This window comes from Microbulbifer flavimaris (assembly GCF_001641755.2).
GTDB lineage: Bacteria > Pseudomonadota > Gammaproteobacteria > Pseudomonadales > Cellvibrionaceae > Microbulbifer > Microbulbifer flavimaris.
Genome location: NZ_LRFG02000002.1, coordinates 319,971 through 341,431, shown reverse-complemented (window position 1 = coordinate 341,431; position 21,461 = coordinate 319,971). Strand labels below are relative to the sequence as shown.

Genomic DNA, 21,461 nt, shown 5'->3' with positions numbered 1-21,461 from the left:
ACACCGGATTATCTTGCACTCAGTGTCCAGCCGCAACCGGCGAGCACTTTGCGCGTGAGCTGGATCATAAAAACCCGGGTTTTGCGTGGGGGAACTCGAAACTATTCGGATATTTTGCCCTGCGGCAGCGGCGGACATCGATGGAGACAAACCCCTGCGAATTGAGCGGAAATTATTGGCGCAGCCTTTGCGGTCACTTTTTGTGCAGGCGCTAGGATTGTGCGTAGCGACATCCGTGGGGCAGTGACAGCCTGATTTGGTGGGTGCTCTCCCGGTGAGTCGCAACTTTGGGTTTTCTTTAGGGTAATTTCGCCGCGGTTTCATGGGGAACTCTGTCGAGCCGTGCGAAGAGGTAGCGGGATGTACAGGAGGTACAGCGTGGTCAGCTCACTAGGGGAGGGAGGGCCACGGCGCCCTTCCAGAAATTGGATAGTCGCGGGGGTGTTGTCTCTCGCATTTGGCGCACAGACGGCAGCCGTACAGGCAGATGACAGGGACATTGCCCTGAAGCTGCTGGGCAAGCATGTCTTTTTCGATACCAGCCTTTCCAGCTCAGGGGAAATGGGCTGCGTGACCTGCCATACCCCGGAAACCGGCGGCACCGGCGGCGATTCAAACGTCAATTTGACGCAGGTGGCGATTACGGGGGCAGATCCCGCTACGGTCGGGCGGCGTAAGCCCCCGAGTAATACCTACGCCAGTTTCGTGGAGCCGTTCCTGCCCTGCGACCTTGGTGGGCCAAACAACCCTCCGGGGGTGGAGCAGTATTGCGGCGGTAACTTCTGGGATGGCCGCGCGCTGGGGCGACCCAACATAGAGGGTTTCCCGGGCGCTGCGCCGCATATCGGCGAGGAGGTGTTCCACGATATCGAAAACCCGGTGGTACTGGGCTATGCCAAATATATTGGCGCCACCACTGACCAGGCGATCAACCCCATCCCCAATACGGTCGAGCAGAATATGCCGCGGGACCAGGTGTGCCTGACCGTGCAGTCTTCAGATTATGCCTGGCTCTATGAGCTGGCCTGGGATACACCGCTGAATTGCAGCAATGTGATTGCCTATAACGGCGAGCGGCATCTGGATATCACCTTCAAGCGGCTGATGATGTCTGTCGGTGCCTACCAGCATTCCAAGGATATCAACTCGTTTACCTCCAAGCGGGATCTGGCAATCCGCGCTGAGCTGGCCTGTATCGATAGCGACTTCCGTGATTACTGGAACCCCAGTGTCTGTACGGACGTGCAGACATTGCAGGCCTCTAATCCTGACAAAGAATATGGCAAGTTCCCGTTGGTACTCTTTACGGATCAGGAAAACCTGGGCCACGACCTGTTCTACAACGTGGACCTGCCCTTCTCGCCGCGGGAGTCTAGGGATGATATTCCGGCGGCACAGTGCGCCTTCTGCCACAGTGACAACCCGGACACCGATGACGGCTCGGAGCTGCTGCAGACATACATGGACCAAGCGTACCACAACATCGGCACCCCGCCGAACCCAGAAGTGCCCCTGAACGGAGGTATCCTTGATGGCGGTATGTCTGAAACTACTGCAATTCATCGTCCGGGCTTCTTTCGTACACCCACGATCCGCAATATCGACAAGCGTCCCAACCGACAATTCGTGAAGGCGTATACGCACAACGGTTTCTTCAAGAGCATGAAATCCATCGTGCACTTCTACAACACGAGCCAGGTAAAGGATCGCTGTGAGGATGTCCTGCCTGCGGAAACGGTATTGACCGAGGCCGTGGCCTTGGCCAACGACTGTTGGCCGCGCGCAGATGTTCCTGCTACACAGTCGCCGCCGTTCCTCGTTGGCGCGCTGGGCATGACCGATGCGCAGGAAGACGCCATCGTGGCTTATCTACAGACATTGACGGACCTGCACAGCGCGGACGAGCCGGAGCTGTTGAAGCCCCAGCCCAGTGCATCGGCCAGCATGTTCATGGATATGCGCCTGTATGAGACCATCTGTGATCTCGCCGAGGCGGAGGAAGAGCCAGTGATTCCCTTCCGGTTCCCGCGGGGTCGCTCGAGTTGCATGTCCATTGATGACGCGGCGCGGAGGTTGGACGAGGACGAGTGGGTGAGTGAGGAGTAGTCTCACTGTTGACTCACCGACACCAGAGGAAAGGGGGCCGACAGGCCCCTACTTTTCCACAGTTTGAGAGCCACTGGCTCCCCTTTCTATTCTCTCGCTTTTATCTTCAGTGATATTTCAGTTCAGTCGCCTTGCCCCAGAACACGTAGTAGGAAAACGCGGTGTAGGCGAGAATCAGGGGGACCACGATCGCCGCGCCGACGAAAATGAATTTCAGGGATTCCGGGGCGCTGGCAGCTTGCCAGATATTGAGTTCGCCGGGCACAATTTCCGGGAAGAAGCTGAACGCCAGGCCGGAGAAGCACAGCAGAAAGATGCCAACCGTGAGGAAAAAGGGCACCCGGCAGTGGCGATCATTTTCCTTCGGCAGCCGCTTGAGAAGGCGATCATTGACCACAAATCCGGCAAAGGTCAGCGTGGGAATCAACAGTACGAACATCACCAGCGGATAGGTAAACCAGCGATCGAACACGCCCGGGTTGACCAGCGGGTTGATCAGCGACACCGCCAGCACGCCGAGTAAAGTGGCACGCCCCGCCTTGCGGGTCCACTGCACCGCGCGTTTCTGCAGGTCTCTCTCGGTTTTCATCACCAGCCAGGCCGCACCAATATAGCTGTAGGCTGCGGTCACGCCGAGAGCACTGAGCAGGGAGAACATCTGCGCCTGCCAGCCGCTTTCAAAACCCATCACATACTGACCGAGCATATAGCCCTGTGAAAGAGTGGTGAGCAGGGAGCCGCTCTTGAATACCCGGTCCCAGGTGAGCTTGTGGTCCACTGCGGCTTTGGCGCGAAAGTCGAATGCAACCCCACGCAAAATGAGCCCGATGAGCATGATCGCTACCGGGATGTAAAGACTGAACATGATCTGGCTCAGCGCCGCGGGAAAAGCGATCAGCAGAATTCCGATCGCCAGCACGAGCCAGGTTTCGTTGGCATCCCAGAAGGGGCCGATCGAGGCGATCATGGTATCCCGCTGGAGTTCATCCTGTGTCTGCATGGGCAGCAGAATGCCCACCCCGAGGTCGTAGCCGTCCAACACGGCGTAGATGAGTACCGCGAGGCCCATGATGCCGATGAAGATCACCGGCAACCACTCGTTGAAAGTCATCGTCTCAGGGTTCATGCCTGTCCCTCCTGGGTTGCGCCGGGCAGGTTGGTGATGGTGCCCTCCTTCTGAGGCGTGGTGGTTTCGAATTCCTCCACCTCGACCGCCTTGCGGGCCATGACCCTCAGCGTATGGATATAGGCCCACAGCAATATCACGTAAATGGTGAGGTACATGGCCAGTGAGAAGCCCACGTTGCCGGCCGCCAGCGGGGTCACTGCGTCGGCGGTGGTCAGCACGCCGGTGACCAGCCAGGGTTGGCGCCCGATCTCGGTGACGTACCAGCCCGCCAGGGTGGCAACCCAACCGGAGAACGTCATGCCCACCACGACTTTCAGCAGCCACTGCGGGAGCTCCCCGCGACGGCGCAGGAAGTAACAGCCGGTCCAGGCAACCGCGATCATCAGTAGACCCATCGCGACCATGAGCCGGAAACCGAAGAAGACCGGCTTGACCGGCGGGTGATCGCCCTCGAACTCGTTGAGTCCGACGATCTCACCATCGGCATCGTGCGTAAGGATCAGGCTGGCCAGTTTGGGGATGCCAATTTCAAAGTGATTGGTGCGCTCTTCCTCATCGGGGATGGCAAACAGCAACAGAGGAGCGCCTCGCTCGGTCTCCCAGACTCCTTCCATTGCCGCGATTTTTTGCGGCTGGTGTTTCAGTGTGTTGAGTCCATGCAGGTCGCCCACATAGGCCTGGATCGGCGCAAGCACCGCGGCAATGACCAGGCCGGTTTTCAGTGTGAGCCGCGGCGCCTTTTTATGGTCGCCTTTAAGGATCCGGTAGGCAGACAGGCCCGCCACGAAGAATGCCCCGGTCAGGCCAGAGGCGATCAGCATATGGGCGAAGCGGTACGGGAAGGAGGGATTGAAAATCACTTCCATCCAGCTGGTGACATGGGCGACACCGTCGCGCATTTCAAATCCGGCGGGGGTATGCATCCAGGAGTTGAGTGCAAGGATCCAGAATGTCGACAGCATGGTACCCACAGCCACGACAAAGGCGGAAAACGTATGGACTTTGCTGGGTACTTTGTTGATGCCGAAGAGCATGATGCCGAGGAAGGTGGCTTCCAGGAAGAACGCGGTAAGGACCTCATAGCCCAGCAGTGGACCGGCAATATTGCCAACGGTTTCCATGTAGCCCGGCCAGTTGGTACCAAACTGGAACGACATGGTGATGCCGCTCACCACACCCAGGGCAAAGTTGAGTGCAAACACCTTGACCCAGAAACGGTAGGCGCGCATCCAGATCGGGTTATCGGTCTGGTCGTGTCGCAGCTTGAAATAGAACAGTATCCACGCCAGTGCGATGGTGATGGCGGGGAACAGGATGTGGAAGCTGATATTGGCTGCGAACTGTATTCTCGACAGCATCAGTGTATCGAGCATGGGAACCTCTGTAGTTGGCGAATGGCTCTCCCGTGGCGGACTGGCATTGGGCGCCCCAGCCCCTAGCGATCCGTTTTGCCGGCGACACCTCCCTTTACTTTTTCCCGCAGCTCGAGCAGGCGGGTGACGCCCGAACCCAGCTTCATCAGTTTTAGCAGGTCTCGTTCATCAAGCCGGCTCAGGGTGTTGGCAAACTGGTCCAGCAGTTCGAGCAGGTCATAAACCTGACGCATTTTTTCCTGGGCTGCCGCCTCCCGCTCGTTGTCTGGCTCGTTCAACAACAGTTGGCGGAGCAGGGACAGTGTCGGGTCCAGCTCGCGCTTGCGGCGCTCTTCGAACACCGTGCGCGCCATATCCCAAATCGAGCCCGCGGCGGTGAAATAGTCCTTACGGTCTCCGGGCCGGTGACGCAGTTCGATCAGGCGCCAGGCCTGCAGCTCCTTGAGACCCATGCTCACGTTGCCGCGACTCACACGGAGTGCCTCGGCAAGTTGGTCCGCATTCAGCGGCTCGCCGTGCACAGTCAGCAGGGCCAGCATCTGCCCAACGGTGCGGTTGAAGCCCCAGCGGCTGCCCATCTCGCCAAAGTGCAGTACGAACGCCCTGGTCTGGCCTGTCAGTAGATCCATTATATTTTGAACTTTCAGAAATTTTTGAAAATTCTAACCGTTGCGCCATTCCTGTCAATCGATGACAGAAAATAATGTCCTGATTCAGGTTAAATCAGGGGCTGCATAGCCAAGCTTTTGACCTGACCAGGCATTCATAGCCCATTTGCGCTCGCAAGCCGCTATTGCTGCCTCTCTGTCTCATGGGCCTTTTGCGACGCCCGGCAGCCTTTTGTCAGCACGCGGTCAATGTTGTGGTGGCTTGCTGTTACCAGTGTCCGTGTCGGTGTTGGAGTCAGAGTCAGGTGCGGAGGGGGGCGGTATCGCGGCGCGGTGCGGCCAGTCTTCCGGAACGATAAAGCCGCGGCTCTGCTCGCTGCCATGGTAACGGGCAGCAATACACCAGGGCCGGAAGGCCGCCTGCTGCGAGAATTGCTCGATGACTGTATGGATGCCGACGTCTTCGGCAACAGCATAGCCCCCGTCGGCCAGCCAGGCCTGTTTCGGTAACCGCGTCCAGCGCCAGTTGTGCGTTTCCCCCATCCCCGCCTCCCGTGCTGCCACTGCGAATTCGCGACCGAGGGTCGAGGGTGTTGCCCACCAGTAGTTGCTGACTTGCGGGTTGATCTCGGCGGAAACCGGTGGCGCCTCGCAGAGTGGGCGGAACAGCCTTCCCGGCACCAGGGCCCACTGCCGGGACACCTGCCACAAGTGTTGGGCCAGTTCGGCGCTGGCGGTGGAGCCGAGTGCCACCGGAAGCTGGTGGTTGCGCATGCGAGCCAATTTCACATCGAGCCGGTCGCGTAGTCCCGGGCCTACCCAGTGGCGCCCGTCAACCTGCAGGTAGAATTTCACCGCCAGTTCCCAGTGCTCGACACAACTTTCCGGCAGGTAGCGCACCAGGAAATCCAGCTCGCCGAGGGTCCGACCCTGCTCGCGCAGGGGCAGATTACGTGCCAACAGCTGGTATTGGGGGTGATGTTCGAACGCGAAGCCCCACAGGTCCTCGAAGTAGATGCCCAGGCGCCCCGACGGTCGCTCGGTCAGGTAAGTGGCGAGCAGCGGCTCCAGGCGCGCACGGTTTTCACCGGCGGCAAAATACTCCCGCAGTGCCGCCTGCCGCTCCGGCGGCAGCAGGGGCAGTCCGCAGTCGCGCACGATATGGGGTGCACTCACAGCCCAGAGCAGGTTTGCCCAGTGGTCCGGTTGGACGTTTGTGAAGTAATCAGTCATGGAGTTGCCATGCCGGTGCGGCGTTTCAGTTGCCCGAACGTAGGCGCTTCAAAAAAGCGGCGCAGCAGGGAGGCCTATGCTAGGGTTTGCCAATGCGTTGGCAAACGCAAGCAAAATAATAACGACGAATGATGTGAGGAGCCCCCCGTGGAATCAGGTCCATTGATCTCGATCGGTCTGCCGATCTCCCTGTTTATCATCATGATCGGCATTGGCATGACGCTGACAGCCAGGGAGTTTCACCAGGTGACGGTGAAACCCACCGGGCTGATTATCGGTAGTGTCGCGCAGATACTGGTGATGCCCTTGATTGCCTTCGCGCTCTGCTGGCTGCTCAGCCTGCCCCCGGCAATTGCGGTCGGGCTGGTGATCATCGCCGCCTGCCCCGGTGGTACCACCTCCAACCTCTTCACCCTGTTGGCACGTGGCAACGTGGCGCTATCGATTGTGCTGACGGTGTGCGCAAGCCTGATTACCGTGATGACCCTGCCGATATTCGCCAATTATGCGCTGCAGCTGTACTTTGGCGCCGAGCGGGAAATCGTGCTGCCGTTCGGCCGCACTGTCGCCATGCTATCGGCGATCGTCCTGTTGCCGGTGATGATCGGAATGGGAATCCGGGCCTGGCAGCCCAGGCTTGCCCACCGTGCCGAAGGGGTTGTCAGTATTTTCGGCGGTCTGGTGCTGGCCGTGCTGGTGGTTGCCCTGGTCTACGGCATTCGCGATCGCTTCCTGGAGTTGATGGCCCAGGCCGGACCCTCCGCCATCCTGCTCAATCTGCTGGGTGTGGGCCTGGGGCTGCTCTGCAGTCGCGCCTGCGGACTCTCGCGCCCACAGGCGCTGGCGGTGGCAACAGAGTTGGGGATCAAGAATGGCACCCTGGGTTTGATGGTCACTTTGACACTGCTGCACTCCAGTGAGATGTCGGTGCCGTCAGCCATCTACGGTGTACTGATGTTCCCGATCGGTTTCCTGCTCGCCGCCTACGGCCGCCGCGTGATTCCCTCCACGAAAAAGTCCGCTGACACTCCAGCGGCCGGGCTTACCGAGGCCGGCTGAAGCCACTCCGCAGGGCCGCTGTGCCGTGAAGGGCGCAGCGGCTTATTCAAGTGTTTCGATTCAGATTTTTTGTGGCACGGTGTTTGGGGGCACGCGGGCGTCGGCAAGTTCTGCCAAGTCTCGCGCTCCGAGATCTGTCAAAGCCCGGTGCTTCGTGCCGAGTAAAATATTGGACTCAGGTGTTTGTTCCGGTGTGACGGGCTCGCTCCGGCAGAAGTCGCAATGCTATTTGAATGCTGTAGCGGGGATTCTCGAGAGCAGGATGGCACCGGCGGCAAACAGGATGATCAGCGACAGCATCGAATAGCGCACATCGCCAAACCAGGTGCCGAAAAGACCGAACAGCGGCGGTCCGATCAGTGCGGCAAACTTCCCCATCAAGTTGTAGAAGCCGAAGAACTGGCCGCTCTGCTCGGCGGGTATCAACCGTGCGTAACAGGAACGGCTCAGCGCCTGCACGCCACCCTGCACCAGGCCGATCAACACGGCAATGGCAAAAAACTCCCAGGGTGCGCGAATAAAGAATCCCCAGATGCACACCAGTGTGTAGATGGCGAGGCCGATATAGATCCCCCGTTGCGGACCAATCCGGTTGCCCAGGTGTCCGAAAGCGATGGCGGCGGGAAAGCCAATAAACTGTACCAGCAACAACGCCAGAATCAGGTGGGAACGCTCGAATTCCAGTGCGCGCCCGTAAGCCACGGCCATGCGAATCACGGTACCGACACCATCGATATAGAGCCAGTAGGCGATCAGGAACAACAGCAGGTGGCGGTGCCGGGGCAGGGCACGCAGGGTGTCGATTACCTGCCCACCGCTGTCTCTCCACAGCGAGGTGGTGGCTGCTGCGGCAGTGGCCGGCGGTTCCGGCACCAGTAGCAGCAGCGGCAGGGAGAACAGGGCCCACCAGAGGGCGGTGATGGCAAAAGCGGCCAGGGCCGCCTCGGTGCCGTCGGCAAAACCGAACAGTGCCGGTTTGAGTGCGGCGGCGACGCAGCCCAGATACAGCAACCCGCCCCCCAGGTAGCCGAGCCCAAAGCCGAGGCCGGATACGGCGTGCCAGCGCTCGACCGGAGCCACGTGCACCAGTAGCGCATCATAGAGCAGGTTGGCGCCGAGAAAACCAATCGTGCCGCAGACGAACAGCAGCGCCGCAGGGAACCAGCTGCCCTGGGGGACCTCGGCCAGCAGTCCGGTGGCGAGCATGCCGCCCACGGCAAACAGCAGCAACAGTCGCTTGCGTGCGCCACTGCGATCGGCAATGGCGCCGAGGAAGGGAGCCGAAAGTGCGATGATCAGTGAGGCGGCGGCGTTGGCCCAGCCCAGGCGCAGATTGGCGGCTTCGGCGCTTGCGTCGGCACTCCAGTAGTCCTGAAACAGCAACGGGAAGAAACCCGCGAGCACAACGGTAGCGAAGGCCGAATTGGCCCAGTCGTAGAATGCCCAGCCCCAGACGCGTCTGTCGTATTTCATCAGAGGGTCGCTGCGCTACTCACCACTTGAAACGGAAACCGAAGATCAGTCCTGCGGTGGTGCTGTCGCCGAAGTTGTTGAGGCTGGAGGATAGATTCAGCTCACCATAGACGGAGCATTCATCGCCGCACTCGTCGTAGGTGGCGCCCAGGGCGAGTTGGCCGTACCAGTTGTCCCCCTCCTGGCGCAACTGGGTCCCGGAGACGTCGACAGTGGCCACATCGTCGTAGAAGTAGTTGACGCTGGGGGTGATATAAAAAGCGATGCGCTCCAGCGGCCTGTCGCCAAACATATTGCGCTGGGATTTACGGCGACTGATGCGCTGTTCGAACGCCGAGCCGAACTGGAAACGCCAGCCATCGTTGTCTGCCTGGGAAAACTTCACTCCGTAGTCGTCGATGATGTCGTCGATGTCTTCGCTGGAATACACCAGCTGGGCAAAGGGGGTTGCGGAGTAATAGTCACACAACTTGAAAGTACGTCCACCCTCGAGGGCCAGCGAGTAGCCGAAGGCCTCGCTGTCTTCGGCCAGCGGACGCAGGTCATCGGGATCCAGCTCCGCTTCAAACCAGTTCAGCTGTATTTGTGCGTCAAAGTATGCCCCGCGGTTTCCGTACCAGGTACCAAAAAGGGTTGTGCCATAGTTTTCCAGCTGGATATTGCCGTTGCCGAAAAAGGACTCCACATCGGTATCGGATTCGCTGTAGTGCAGGGCCACGCCGGCAAGGGGCTGCGTACCGCGGACGGTGAATCCCAGCGGGACATCGATGCCGGTCTGGACTCGCCAGGCATCCTGCTCCCATTGTGCCCGGGTGGTACTGATCTTTGGCGCCAGTTCGCCATAGTCGCCGCGCACACGAATCCAGGCTCCACCACCATCGATCGTCTGCTCCACGGATGAGGGGAAGTCGCAGTTGCCGAGGTCCTGGTAACTGCTCCCCATCCAGAAGCGGTTGCCCACACGCTGGCGCAGGGTTTCCGGCTGGTTCAGCTGCCGCAGCAGGAGTGGCAGGGATTCGTAAAGTACGGCTGCGGGCTGCCAGCGAACCTGCAGCCCCGGGAAATCCGCATCGAGACTGTCGAAGGTGGAGCGCAGATACCAGTCGCCGTCTTCAGGCGTGTCGCGGCCACCCTGTTGCAGGGTATAGGCATAGGCGCCGCCCACGATCGCAGGAGTGGCATCCCGTGTGGTGAAGTCGCCGGCCAGTGTGAAGGCGCTGTCCGGCGAGTTGCCATCCACCTGGATCACGCGAATGCCGTCGCCGAAGGTTGGCGCACCGAGCCCGCCGCGATTGGCGATATCGACAAGTGTACGGCCTGTGACATTGCCCTCGACACGAAATAGATCCGCCGGTGCGCCGTCACCGCCGAGTCGCGCGTCCAGCCACAGGCGGCCATCCTTGCCGCGGTAGTTGCCGAACCTGCCCTCGCTGTCCGGGCTCAGGGTCAGGCTGTCATAGCGCGCATTCTGCAGGTTTAACGTCCCCGCATTGGTGACATTGCCGCTAATGCGGTAGTTGCGCGGCACGAACTCCACCAGGCCGCCGAAAAAAATTTCTAGCCCCAGGTCATTGCCATCACCGTCCCTGCCGCCGCCAACCGCCAGGGTGCCGGAGAAGATCATCTTTGAACTGCCCTCGATAACGATGCGTTCCCAGTTGCGCAGCAGGTTGCCGTCGATCTCGTGATCGAGGACAAAAGTCAGAGTGTCGATGGCGCCGTCGGTGCTGGTAAGGTCGTCACCGCCGTCGAGCAGAGCGGTACCATCGTAGGCGAAGGAATCGATCAGCAGTGTGTCGGAGCCCGGCCCCCCGCGCACCTCGTTGGCAATACCCTCATCCCAGTAGATATTGTCGTCGCCGGCCCCAGCGTCGATGTAGCGGAACACGAAGCCACCATCGAGCAGGATGTCATCGTCGCCATCCCCGCCCAGGGCAAAAAATGTCAGGCCATCGAGTAGCTCGATGGTGTCATTGCCGGCACCACCGTCGATGGCCCCTTCATCCAGAGGCGTACCGATGCGGGTGTCGCGGTTGTCCATGATAATGGTGTCGTCACCGACGCCGCCGAGGACGTCGCCTTCCACAATGACACCATCTAAAAGAATGGTGTCGGCACCGTCTCCGCCGTCCACGGTGCCGGTGGTGCCGCCGAGCAGGTTGAGCGTATCGTCACCACCGAGTCCGCTGACGTCGGCGCCCACTGCATCATTGTCGATATCACAGGTGATATCGTCTGGTCCCTCGGTGCCGATATTGTCGGGCAGGCAGGCACCTAACCCCGGCGCTGTGGCACTGAGCAGGACTAAAGCTGCACACGCACTGACAAGTTGCGGCTTGGATAGAGGGAACAGAGGGAATTGTTGTCTGTTAAATCTGGCCAAGTATTTTCCCCGCCTTATGAAATTATTTCAGGGCTGCCGCTGCTGCGGCCGGCGACTCAGAATCGGTAGCCAATACCGAGATTTACAATCCAGGGGTCGTAATCAAAATCCGAGTAAAGACGGTCAAAGCCCGGCTCAGTGGGAAAGGTGATGCGCGCATCGGTATCCGACTTGAAGTAGAGCAGCGACAGGTTGGCGAGCCATGGACTGCCGTGAGCGAAGTGAAAATCCAGGCCCGCCTGTGCGGCGACACCCCAGGAGTAACTGAGGGACAGCCGCCCGGGTCCGGTGGCGACACCTGAATCGATCAGGAAATCCGACAGCTCGCCGTTCAGGGAAACATCGTGGTAATCGGTGTAATTGATGCCGATACCCACATACGGTCGCCCCAGGCATTCCGCTCCGAGCGGATACCAGTTGATGAGGGCATTGGATGAGGTGACCTCGAAATCCCCCAGCGGGATAGCATTGCGCCCCGGCAGGGCGCGGAAGCCCTGGAGGTCAGCGTCAAACCCTGTACTGCCGATATAGAGGAGCTCAACGCCCCAGTGGTCCAGGGGCTGCCACACGGCGGAGAGATTCCAGCTGGTTTCGCTGTCGATCTCCCAGCGGGCGTTGTAAAGATCCCAGTTCTGCAAAACCGCATACTTGAACGGCGTCGATTCGTCGTCGGGGCTCACGTAGCTGCCCCCAACCCTGAGGATGACATCCCCCCAGTCTGCTTCCCTCCAGTCCGGCTGGGCCATTGCCCGGGGCGAGGGCCACCACAGTGCTGCAGAGACAATAATCAATAATGCCGGCGCCCAAGGGCGCAACAGGGAGTGGAAATGAGAGAGTGTGTGGCGTTCCATCGCCGGCTCCGATGCTGTCTTTATGATTAGATTGCCAGTGACCGCTGGGTGCTGGCAGTGCGCGTGACGCGTTGACCGGTCGCCACCAGGGTCCAATGAACAAAAGTAGCAGTTCGGGCGTCGACCGCCGGGATATTGTGCAGGGAAGCAGATGTAAAGCCGGTATGGGTTGAGAGCTGCGACTTGGCCGGGAATGACCAACCGGAGAGGTTTGACCGCGGAAATGGTGCCCTGAGGCTGGAATTCGCCCGTTTGCGGCGTTCAAGACGCTGCTGAACGGCCCAGAAGCCCTTCTACAGCGTGCTTTCTTGCCGAGTTTTGGTATCCTTCGTGCCCTTTAATTCGGGGCGGTCGGCGAAGCCGGCTCGGGTATAATGCAGGAACTGTCCTCGACGGCGGATTCTCGCTGGCGGTCCCGGGTGCAGCACTTCCAGTATTGCGCTGCCCCGGCGATTACCTTCCCCCTCAAACGCTGGTGGCGATACCCGCTGATCTGGCGCTCGTGTAACACTGGAGTGAACCGTAAGTGAAACAGATTCCCTTCGAAAAGGTCACCATCGTAATGGGATCCCAATCTGACTGGCCGACCATGCAAAAGGCGACTCAGCCCCTCTCTGAGCTGGAAGTCCCGTTTGCCACGGCGGTGGTTTCTGCCCACCGCACCCCGCAGCGGCTGGTTGAGTTTGCCACCACTGCGCACGAGAACGGCACCCAGGTAATCATTGCCGGCGCCGGTGGCTCCGCCCACCTGCCGGGTATGATTGCTGCCATGACTCCGCTGCCCGTTATCGGCGTGCCGGTGGAAAGCAAATTCATGACCGGAATGGACAGTCTGCTGTCTATCGTACAGATGCCCAAGGGCGTGGCGGTTGCCACCCAGGCCGTCGGCGCCTCCGGCGCCTTCAACGCCGGCCTGATGGCGGCGCAGATGCTGTCGCTGACCGACGAGGAACTGCAGCAGCGCCTGATCGCCTGGCGCGAGCGCCAGAGCGCTCAGGTGCCGTTCGAGGTCGAGTGAGGTCGAGACACATCTGCCGGTTAATGCCGGTTGAGAGAAGGCGAGTAATAATCGAGGTGTACCAGAGATGACTGTCAGGCGCGTTGGAATAGTAGGTTGCGGCCAGCTGGCACAGATGATGGCCCAGGAAGGGCGCCCGCTGGGAATCGCATTCAGCTTCCTCGCCGAGGGCGGCGAGAACACCGGTTGTGTGGATGGGCTGGGTACGGTCGTGCACGCCCGGGAGGACGCCGACGTGGAGGCGTTGTACCGCGCCATGGGCAGCCCTGAAGTGATCACCGCCGAGCGCGAGCAGGTGTCTGTGGACTTGCTGCGGGCGCTGGAAAAGTTCTGCCCCGTCTACCCGCGCCCGGATGCATTCGAGAAGACCCAGCACCGGCTGCGGGAAAAAACCGCAATCACTGCCGCCGGTCTGCCGGTAGCGCCTTTCGAGCCCGCGAACAATTACGACGAGATCTGCGCAGCGGTGGAGAAGCTGGGATACCCGGCTTTTATCAAGAGCTGTGAGAACGGTTACGACGGCAAGAACCAGTGGCGCGTCGACAGCGACGAGGCGCTGGCCGCGATCCGCGACGAGGTGCTTGAGCAGCAAGCCGAGCAGGAATACGTGGTGGAAAAGGGAATCAAGTTCTCCCGCGAGGTATCCCTGATCGGTGCCCGCACTGCCGATGGCGAAGTGCGCACCTATCCGCTGGCCGAGAACGATCACTACAGAGGCACACTGCTGGTTTCCAAGGCGCCGGCACCGGATGCGGACGAGGCCCTGCAGCGCTCCGCACAGGAGTACCTGTCGACCCTGCTGAACGCGTGGGACTACGTGGGTGTACTGGCCATGGAGTGCTTCGTCAGTGAAGACGGGCTGCTGATCAACGAGCTGGCACCTCGCGTGCATAACAGCGGCCACTGGACCCTGGCTGGTGCCGAAACCAGCCAGTTCGAAAACCATATTCGCGCGATTCTCGGCATGCCGCTGGGGGAAACCCACGCCGGGCGCCCCGCCGTGATGATCAACATGCTGGGCGTCGATAAAGAGCCGACCCAGCCGAATGAGGGTGTCTGGTTGTACGGCAAAGGCCTGCGCCCGGGGCGCAAGATGGGCCATGTCATTCTGCTGGACGACACCCAGGAAGCGCTCGCCGCACGCATTGATGATATGCTGGCGGAGCTTTACGGCGAATCCAGGCGGCCGGCCTGAACCAGCTTGTCGCCGACCCGGAGCGCATTGCCGCTCGCCTGAGCGGCGATGCGCCTCGACTTCCATACTGTGATGACCTTTTCGAGAGGTCGATGCTGCACTGACCGACGTCAGATGACCGGAGGTAGGGAAAGCGGATGTCACACCAGCAGCCGAGCGGGCTCTCTGCGGATTTCGCGGTCTTGCTCACGCAACACGGCAAAGAGTCTGTGATTGGCCCTGTCCTCGCCGAGGACGGGCTCCTTACGCTTCAGCACACCGACGCTTTCGACACCGACACGCTCGGCACCTTCTCTGGTGAGATAGAGCGCAAACTTTCCCCCATCGACTGTGCCCGGCATAAAGCGCGTCTCGCCTGTGAATTGAGCGGGGCCTCCATCGGCCTCGGCAGTGAGGGCAGCTTCGGCGCCGGTCCGTTGCCGGGGCTGGTGGGCTGGGACCATGAGTTATTGGTACTGGTGGACCTGGAACGGGATCTGGAAATTGTCGCCAGTGCCCAGGGGCCTTTCGAGGTACGGGAGTGGGAAGCCCGCGATGCTGACGAGCTGCGTGCCGGGCTCTGCGAGCAGGACCCGGGGCAGGGCTGGTTGCTGCAGGCGAACGGCTATCTGGCCAAGGGACTGCAGGATGCGGACGCTCTATTGCAGGCGGCGGAAGGACTTTACCGGCAGGTTCGGGGCCGCGCGCTGATTAACGGCGAAGCTTTTCCCTGGCCACTGAACGTTCAGCCGGACTTGCGCGCCATGCACTGTCCGGCCCGGCAAGCGTTTATCCGCGAGGCCGCGATCAATTTACGGCAGCGCCTGTTGAGCCTCTGCCCTGACTGTGCGGCGCCCGGTTTCTGGCCGGACCTGATGGACTATGGATTGCCCTGCAGTGCCTGTGGTTTCGCCACGGGTTGCCTGCGCCAGAGAAGGGCAGTCTGTGCGCACTGCAAGGCAGAGGCCTGTTATCCGGTGGAGGAAAAGTTTGCCGACCCGGGCAGTTGCCAGATCTGCAACCCGTGATTCAGCTGCCCGGATCACCGGGTTCGGCCGGTGCCTCTCCCCTTCCGTCGTCCTCCCACAGCTCGCGATCGATCGTGGTGTCCTCCCACATGGGGTCGTTAACCCGGTAGGCGGCGCGAGCGATCATGTGGGCGCCGACAGGAACCGTAAGCAGTAAGAACAGGATCGCCGCGACCGCGCGCGCGGTCACCTGCGCATCGCGAAACAGCAGTGCGACCGCCGCCAGCAGCAGCCCACAGCAGAGTGTGGCCGACTTGCCCGACGTGCTCATGCGCGTATAGATATCCGGCATGCGGATCAGGCCCAGGGCGGCGGTAAAACCGAAGAAGCTGCCCCCCAGTAGCAGTGTGGCGATCACGATCTCAGCGACTGGCATCGGGTTTTCCCTCCTTACTGCGCACCTCGCGCAGGTGGCCCCGTTCGATAAAGCGGGCGAAAGCTACGGTAACCAGAAAGGCCACCAGTGCCAGCGCGATGGCGGCATCGAGGTACACGGCCCGCCCGGAGGCAACGGCGAGAAGTGCGCAGTAGGACACGGCGAGAATGTTCAGCACGTCCAGCGCCACCACCCGGTCGGCGAGTGTCGGTCCGCGGGCGATGCGCAGGAAGCACAGGGCCAGGGCCAACAGTAGCAACCACGAGGCCCCTTCAACGGCCACCGTCAACATCGGCGATAGCTCCGCTCCAAGTTTGATCGGCATCAGGACATGGCCTCCCGCACCCGCTTCTCGAAACCGTCGCGGATATCCCGACGAAACGCCTCGGGATCGTCGACGAACATGGTATGTACCGTAATGGCATCGTTGTCCGGCGAAACATCCAGTACCAGCGTACCCGGTGTCAGGGAAATCAGGTTGGCCAGTACCAGTATCTGGTTGTGGTCGCGGATCTCAAGCGGAACCCGCACGATGCGTGGCCGGCTGTGTAATTTCGGCGACAGCACCTCGTACACTGCCAGCAGGCTGGACAGCACCAGCTCCCTGAGGAAAAAAAGGATCAGGCTCAATACCCGCGGCACCCGCCGGAAATATTCGCGATCACCCAGCAGCGGATGGGAGAGCGCCAGCGCCGCATAGCCGATCACGAAGCCGGCGAAAAAGTTCAGTAGTGTGGCGCTGCCGGTCAGTGCCGACCAGCTGATGGCCAGTAGAATATTGAGCAGAAACAATCCCACGCTAGCTTCCTCCCTGACTCAATCGGCAGGCGGTGTCAGCACCGCTGCCAGGTACGCCCCGGGGTCCAGCAGCTGGGCTGCCGCCGCCAGGGAAAAGTCGATAAATGGCTCGGGCGCAAACCCCAGTGCCACCGTAATCAGCGCCAGCAAAACCACCGGTAACAACCGTTGCAAGCGATCCGCGCCACTCAGTGTCGCCAGTCCGGCGCAGGCATTCGCTGGGTGATCCTTCCAGAAGGCCTCGGCCCAGATCTTGCTCATGGAAAACAGAGTGAGCGCTCCGGTGATCAGTGCCACGCCGGCCACCCAGTAGGCAGCCTGATCCAGGCTTGCCTTGATCAGCAGGAATTTGGCCCAGAAGCCCGATAGCGGCGGAAAGCCGGCCAGGCTGAAGGCGGCGATGAAGAACAGCGCCGCCAGCAGCGGGCTCGCGCGATACAGTCCACCGATCTCCGCCAGTTCGAAGCTGCCGGTCAGGCGTTGCGCGGTGCCACTGATCAGGAAGAGGTTCGTCTTGGCGACGATATTGTGCACCATGTAAAACACGGCGCCTGCCAGTGCCAGGGGGCTGTGTAATGCCAGACCCAGTATCAGGAAGCCGATCTGGCTGACGATATGGAAAGCGAGAATCTTACGGAACTCGTAGTGTGCCGCGGCCCCCAGAACGCCGGTCAGCATGGTCAGCAATGCAGCCCCCAGCAGAATATCGTGGGCGAGCCCGTCGCCGGCCGGGAAGATCAAGGTGAACGTGCGAATCAATGCATAGACACCCACTTTGGTAAGCAGGCCCGCAAATACGGCGGTCACCGCGACCGGCGGCGCATGGTATGACGCAGGCAGCCAGAAGAAGAGTGGAAAAATGGCCGCCTTGATACCGAAGGCGCAGATAAACAGCACCGCAAGCAGGTCCAGCGCCAGTGGGTTGTCGACCTCCGACAGTGCCAAGTGCAGCTGTGCCATGTTGAGTGTGCCGGTCAGGCCATACAACAGGCCGATGGCGGTCAGCATCAAGAGTGTCGATACCAGGTTCATGGCCACGTACTTGATACCGCCGTCCAGCTGAATGCGTTCACCGCCCAGTACCAGCAGGGCGAACGAAGCGATCAGCATCACTTCGAACCAGACATAGAGATTAAACAGGTCGCCGGTAACAAAGCTGCCACAGACACCGGCCAGCAGCAGCTGAAAGTAACTGTAAAAACCGAGTTGCTCGTGCAGGGGATCGATGTCCGAGAGCGCGAATACAGCCACGGTCAAACCCACCACTGCTGCCACCAGCAACATCACCGCGCTCAATCGGTCCGCCACTAGGGTAATCCCGAATGGGGCGGGCCAACCGCCCATTTGCGCGGCCAGCACCCCCTCGCTTTCCACCAGGGCAAAGATCGCCAGGCTCACCAGCAGCAACAGGCCACAGCTGCCCACGGACAGGACTCGGGCCAGGCGGGCCCGCTCCCTGGCCAGAAAAGTCAGCAGTGCCGCCAGGGTGGGCAGCAGGAAGGGAAATGCCAGTAACCAGCTCAAGAGCGCTTTCTCCCCCGTTTGGGTTTTGTCTCGGGCTCGGCGACGCGCATGGTGTCCGCGTCCAGTGTTCCAAGCTGGCGGTAGGCCCGCACGATCAATGCCAGGGCAAAGGCCAGCAGGCCGAAACCGATGACGATGGCGGTCAGGATCAGTGCCTGGGGCAGGGGGTTGGCAACAGCCACTTCCGGAGCCTGTAATCCCTCGGGGATCAGTGGCGGTGATGCGCGGGTGAGACGGCCGGCGGTGAAGATGGCCAGGTTGGCGGCATTACTGAGCAGAATCAGGCCAAACAGGTAGCGCAGCAGGTTGCGTGCCAGCATCAGGTAGACGCCGGTAGCGATGAGAATCCCCACAACCATTGCGAGAGCCGTTTCCATGGTCAGGCGTCCTCCTCCAGTGCAAAAACCAGTGCCACTACGGCACCCAGCACAGACAGGTAAACCCCGATATCAAAGACCAGGATGGTGCTGATTGGCAGTCCTTTGTCTCCCTCTGTCGCGCCGATAAAGAGCCACTGACCGGTAAACGGGGCCTGTCCCAGCAGAGCTGCCACGGCGCCGGAAATTCCCGCCAGTAACACGCCGATCGCGGCCAGCTTGCCCGGCTCGACGCGCAGTGCCCGGCGCGCTGCGGCAATACCCCAGGCCATGGCGAACAGTGCGAACCCGGCGGCGGCGATCAGCCCCGCGATGAAACCACCGCCGGGCTGGTTGTGCCCGCGCAGCAGCATATAGATGGAAAATACCAGGATCAGCGCCACCAGGGCTCGAGTGGCAGTTTGCAGAATGACGGAATTCACGATTTCTTCCTCCGCAGGCGATGGCCGATCAGTGTGGCCGCGGCGATGGCAGCGGTGAAGACCACCACAATTTCCCCGAAGGTATCCAGTGCGCGGAAGTCCACCAGAATCACGTTGACGATATTGCGTCCGTAGGCTTCAGGCACCGCGGTGCGCTCGAAGTATTCACTGGTGGTGGCATCAAATGGTGTCTGCATGACCGCAAGTATCGACACCGTGACGAGGGCGCCGACAAAAAGCGCGAGCAATGCGTCCAGCGGACGGAAGCGGGGATTATGAGCACCGGAAAAAACCGGCAGGCGGTGCAGGGTGGTGGCTACCAGCACCAGGAACAGGGTTTCTACCAACAGCTGGGTGATGGCGACATCCGGCGCACCGAAGAACAGGTAGATCAGTGCCAGGCCAACCCCCAGGGCACCGAGTGCACAGATGGCCGCCAGCGGTGCACGGGCCGTAGCGGCTACCAGGGCTCCGGCCAGGGTCAGGGCCAGCGCGGCCCACTCCTTGATGGTCAGCTGTGGCCAGTCGATATCCAGCGGAATCTCTCCCGCTCGCAACAGGACGAACCCCAGTGCCGCAGCCACGGTGGCGAAGATCACCGTCAGGTAGCGACGCATGACACCGTGCTGTAGCAGGTTGGTCTGCACTGCCGCCAGGGTCTTGAGGCCTTCCAGCAGTCGGTCCCAGGCGCGGTCGCCACTCAGCGGCAGGCGCGAGAAGAATGCGGCCAGTGCCGCACGTATTGGGCGCTGGGCCAGGTAGACCAGTATGCCGAGTGTGAATGTCAGCAGGCTCAGGATCAGCGGCAGGTTGATCCCGTGCCAGAGCTTCATTTTCACCACTTCCGGTCGCCCCAGGATGGCAGTTACCGCGGGCTGGATCAGGGTGTCTGCTACCAGCGGTGTGGCGACCCCGAAGGCCAGCCCCAGACCACTCAGCACCAGTGGTCCCAGCCACAGTCCCGGTGGCGCTTCCGTGACCGGGATGTCCGCCGGCCGCCGCTGGCCGAAGAAGGGCTTCAATACCACGGTTCCCGCCACTGCCACCATCAACGCATTGGCAAACACGGCCGCTCCTGCCACCAGCAGGGGTTCGGAAGCGATTGCCAGCGCGCCTTCATATTTCAGCTCCTTGCCGATAAAGCCGAGAAACGGGGGGAAGCCTGCCATAGACAGCGCTGCTGCAGCGGCGACGAAACAGGTAATGGGCATTGCGCTACGCAACCCGCCCAGCTGGTCCAGCTCGCGGGTGCCGGTCCGGTGGTCGATGATACCCACCAGCATAAACAGGGCTGCCTTGTAGAAAGAGTGCACGAGGATAAACGTCACTGCGGCGGCGATGGCGACTGAAGCCTCGGCGCCGAGGAACATGGTGACCGTGCCGAGAGCCACTACTGTCGTGTAGGCGAGCTTCAATTTCAGGTCTGTCTGCCGCAGGGCCAGCACCGCTGCCACCACCGCAGTGGCGGCACCGACCAGCGTCAGGGTCCACTGCCAGGCTTCGGTGTAGGCGAGCACAGGATGCAGTCGCGCCAGCAGGTAGATACCCGCCTTCACCATCGTGGCGGAGTGCAGGTAAGCGCTGACCGGAGTGGGTGCTGCCATGGCATTGGGCAGCCAGAAGTGGAACGGTAGCTGAGCTGACTTGGTGAAGGCCCCCAGTAAAACCAGGATCAGGATTGGCACATACAGTGTGCTCGCACGCACCTGTTCACCGAGGGTGAGAATCTCGCGCAGGTCAAAAGTGTCGGCCGTGATACCTAGGAGAATCAAGCCTGCCAGCAGGCAGAGCCCGCCGAGCGCGGTGATCAGTAGCGCCTGCAAGGCCGAGCGGCGCGCGGCACTGTTGCTGTGGTTGAAGCCGATCAACAGATAGCTGGAGATCGTGGTCAGTTCCCAGAACACGAACAGGGTGATCAGGTCCGCGGCCATGACCAGCCCCAGCATGCCGATCATGAACAGCAGCAGGTAGAGGTAGAAGCGGCGCAGGTGGGGGTGTCCCGAAAGATAGCTGCCAGCATAGATGGCAACAAATACGCCGATACCGCTGATCAGCAGCGCGAACAGGGAGCTCAGGCCATCGACAAAGAAATTGGCGGAGATACCCAGGCTCGGGACCCAGGCCCAGCCGAATGTCAGGACTTCGCCGGCCATCACCCGGGGGAGCTGCGTGAGGAGGAGGAGGGTAATGGCGGCAGGCACCAGTGGCGCGACCAAAGCTATGAGCGTCTGGCGTGGTTCCGCGTCCTCCGTGTCCCGGTGGCCTGTCATGAAGTCGAGCCCTTGCTGCCGAATGAATCAATGGGGCTGGTCCCCTTGGTGCAAGGCACCCTGCATACCTCTCTGATACGTTGAATAGCACGCATTTGGACCAGTCCCCTCACTATGGAGCGCCAGGTTACAGCCTATTCCATGCTTGGCCTGTGTGCATTGACAGGAAAACAGCTGAAGCTTGTGCTGAAAGTCAGGCCCGATGATATGACTATTATGGGGGGGCAATGAAAGTCGTACAGCGTGAGATTACTTGCCA

Annotated in this window: 19 protein-coding genes; 5 read left to right on the top strand and 14 right to left on the bottom strand. The window is 60.9% G+C overall.

Annotated elements, in window-relative coordinates:
- Positions 1 to 441 precede the first annotated feature (441 nt).
- On the top strand, positions 442 to 2,106 hold the full coding sequence (locus AWR36_RS06335) for a cytochrome-c peroxidase (RefSeq protein WP_067082708.1): 1,665 nt from the start codon (positions 442 to 444) through the stop codon (positions 2,104 to 2,106).
- A gap of 106 nt (positions 2,107 to 2,212) precedes the next feature.
- On the opposite strand, the gene cydB is transcribed toward AWR36_RS06335, so the two are convergent.
- From cydB to AWR36_RS06315, 4 genes are all read right to left on the bottom strand, one after another.
- Positions 2,213 to 3,232, bottom strand: a complete 1,020-nt coding sequence (gene cydB, locus AWR36_RS06330; RefSeq protein ID WP_231745268.1) for a cytochrome d ubiquinol oxidase subunit II — start codon at positions 3,230 to 3,232, stop codon at positions 2,213 to 2,215.
- The gene (locus AWR36_RS06325; RefSeq protein ID WP_067082705.1) at positions 3,229 to 4,608 is read right to left on the bottom strand and encodes a cytochrome ubiquinol oxidase subunit I; all 1,380 of its coding nucleotides are present in this window, start codon (positions 4,606 to 4,608) and stop codon (positions 3,229 to 3,231) included. The genes cydB and AWR36_RS06325 overlap by 4 nt, the downstream gene beginning before the upstream one ends.
- A 62-nt stretch (positions 4,609 to 4,670) precedes the next feature.
- Entirely contained in the window at positions 4,671 to 5,237 is a 567-nt protein-coding gene (locus AWR36_RS06320; protein ID WP_067082702.1) for a GbsR/MarR family transcriptional regulator, read from the bottom strand.
- A gap of 225 nt (positions 5,238 to 5,462) precedes the next feature.
- Entirely contained in the window at positions 5,463 to 6,449 is a 987-nt protein-coding gene (locus AWR36_RS06315; protein ID WP_067082700.1) for a DUF1853 family protein, read from the bottom strand.
- 147 nt (positions 6,450 to 6,596) lie between these two features.
- Here AWR36_RS06315 and AWR36_RS06310 point away from each other — a divergent pair, with 147 nt between their 5' ends.
- Positions 6,597 to 7,508 (top strand): bile acid:sodium symporter family protein, encoded by a 912-nt coding sequence (locus AWR36_RS06310; RefSeq protein ID WP_067082697.1) that lies wholly within the window; start codon positions 6,597 to 6,599, stop codon positions 7,506 to 7,508.
- 225 nt (positions 7,509 to 7,733) lie between these two features.
- Here AWR36_RS06310 and AWR36_RS06305 read toward each other — a convergent pair whose 3' ends face one another.
- The 3 genes from AWR36_RS06305 to AWR36_RS06295 are packed head-to-tail and all read right to left on the bottom strand — an operon-like array spanning position 7,734 to position 12,215.
- Positions 7,734 to 8,981, bottom strand: coding sequence for an MFS transporter (locus AWR36_RS06305; protein WP_067082696.1), 1,248 nt, complete (start codon positions 8,979 to 8,981; stop codon positions 7,734 to 7,736).
- 19 nt (positions 8,982 to 9,000) lie between these two features.
- A complete protein-coding gene (locus AWR36_RS06300) occupies positions 9,001 to 11,364 on the bottom strand; it encodes an autotransporter family protein (RefSeq protein ID WP_141398483.1) in 2,364 nt (787 codons plus the stop codon).
- A 56-nt stretch (positions 11,365 to 11,420) separates the two neighbouring features.
- Complete coding sequence (locus AWR36_RS06295) at positions 11,421 to 12,215, bottom strand: OmpW/AlkL family protein (RefSeq protein ID WP_082679440.1); 795 nt, start codon at positions 12,213 to 12,215, stop codon at positions 11,421 to 11,423.
- 526 nt (positions 12,216 to 12,741) lie between these two features.
- On the opposite strand from AWR36_RS06295, the gene purE reads away from it, so the two are divergent.
- The 3 genes from purE to AWR36_RS06280 all read left to right on the top strand — a co-directional run bounded on the left by purE (position 12,742) and on the right by AWR36_RS06280 (position 15,435).
- A complete protein-coding gene (gene purE, locus AWR36_RS06290) occupies positions 12,742 to 13,233 on the top strand; it encodes a 5-(carboxyamino)imidazole ribonucleotide mutase (RefSeq protein ID WP_082679439.1) in 492 nt (163 codons plus the stop codon).
- Between the two features lie 67 nt (positions 13,234 to 13,300).
- Complete coding sequence (locus AWR36_RS06285) at positions 13,301 to 14,428, top strand: 5-(carboxyamino)imidazole ribonucleotide synthase (protein WP_067082689.1); 1,128 nt, start codon at positions 13,301 to 13,303, stop codon at positions 14,426 to 14,428.
- 137 nt (positions 14,429 to 14,565) lie between these two features.
- On the top strand, positions 14,566 to 15,435 hold the full coding sequence (locus tag AWR36_RS06280; RefSeq protein ID WP_067082686.1) for a DUF6671 family protein: 870 nt from the start codon (positions 14,566 to 14,568) through the stop codon (positions 15,433 to 15,435).
- A gap of 1 nt (position 15,436) precedes the next feature.
- Here the strand turns inward: AWR36_RS06280 and mnhG are convergent, their stop codons facing one another.
- Genes mnhG through AWR36_RS06245 form a run of 7 tightly spaced genes read right to left on the bottom strand, consistent with a single transcriptional unit; the run spans position 15,437 to position 21,202 of the window.
- Positions 15,437 to 15,811 (bottom strand): monovalent cation/H(+) antiporter subunit G, encoded by a 375-nt coding sequence (mnhG, locus tag AWR36_RS06275; RefSeq protein ID WP_067082683.1) that lies wholly within the window; start codon positions 15,809 to 15,811, stop codon positions 15,437 to 15,439.
- Positions 15,798 to 16,136 (bottom strand): cation:proton antiporter, encoded by a 339-nt coding sequence (locus tag AWR36_RS06270; RefSeq protein ID WP_197409241.1) that lies wholly within the window; start codon positions 16,134 to 16,136, stop codon positions 15,798 to 15,800. Before AWR36_RS06270 ends, mnhG begins: the two co-directional genes overlap by 14 nt.
- Complete coding sequence (locus tag AWR36_RS06265) at positions 16,136 to 16,609, bottom strand: Na+/H+ antiporter subunit E (RefSeq protein ID WP_067104541.1); 474 nt, start codon at positions 16,607 to 16,609, stop codon at positions 16,136 to 16,138. Before AWR36_RS06265 ends, AWR36_RS06270 begins: the two co-directional genes overlap by 1 nt.
- 18 nt (positions 16,610 to 16,627) lie before the next feature.
- Positions 16,628 to 18,133 (bottom strand): Na+/H+ antiporter subunit D, encoded by a 1,506-nt coding sequence (locus AWR36_RS06260; RefSeq protein ID WP_067082675.1) that lies wholly within the window; start codon positions 18,131 to 18,133, stop codon positions 16,628 to 16,630.
- Positions 18,130 to 18,510 (bottom strand): Na+/H+ antiporter subunit C, encoded by a 381-nt coding sequence (locus AWR36_RS06255; protein WP_067082670.1) that lies wholly within the window; start codon positions 18,508 to 18,510, stop codon positions 18,130 to 18,132. Before AWR36_RS06255 ends, AWR36_RS06260 begins: the two co-directional genes overlap by 4 nt.
- Before the next feature lie 2 nt (positions 18,511 to 18,512).
- Entirely contained in the window at positions 18,513 to 18,932 is a 420-nt protein-coding gene (locus tag AWR36_RS06250; RefSeq protein WP_067082667.1) for a Na+/H+ antiporter subunit B, read from the bottom strand.
- Positions 18,929 to 21,202, bottom strand: coding sequence for a putative monovalent cation/H+ antiporter subunit A (locus AWR36_RS06245; protein ID WP_067082664.1), 2,274 nt, complete (start codon positions 21,200 to 21,202; stop codon positions 18,929 to 18,931). Before AWR36_RS06245 ends, AWR36_RS06250 begins: the two co-directional genes overlap by 4 nt.
- Positions 21,203 to 21,461: the final 259 nt, after the last annotated feature.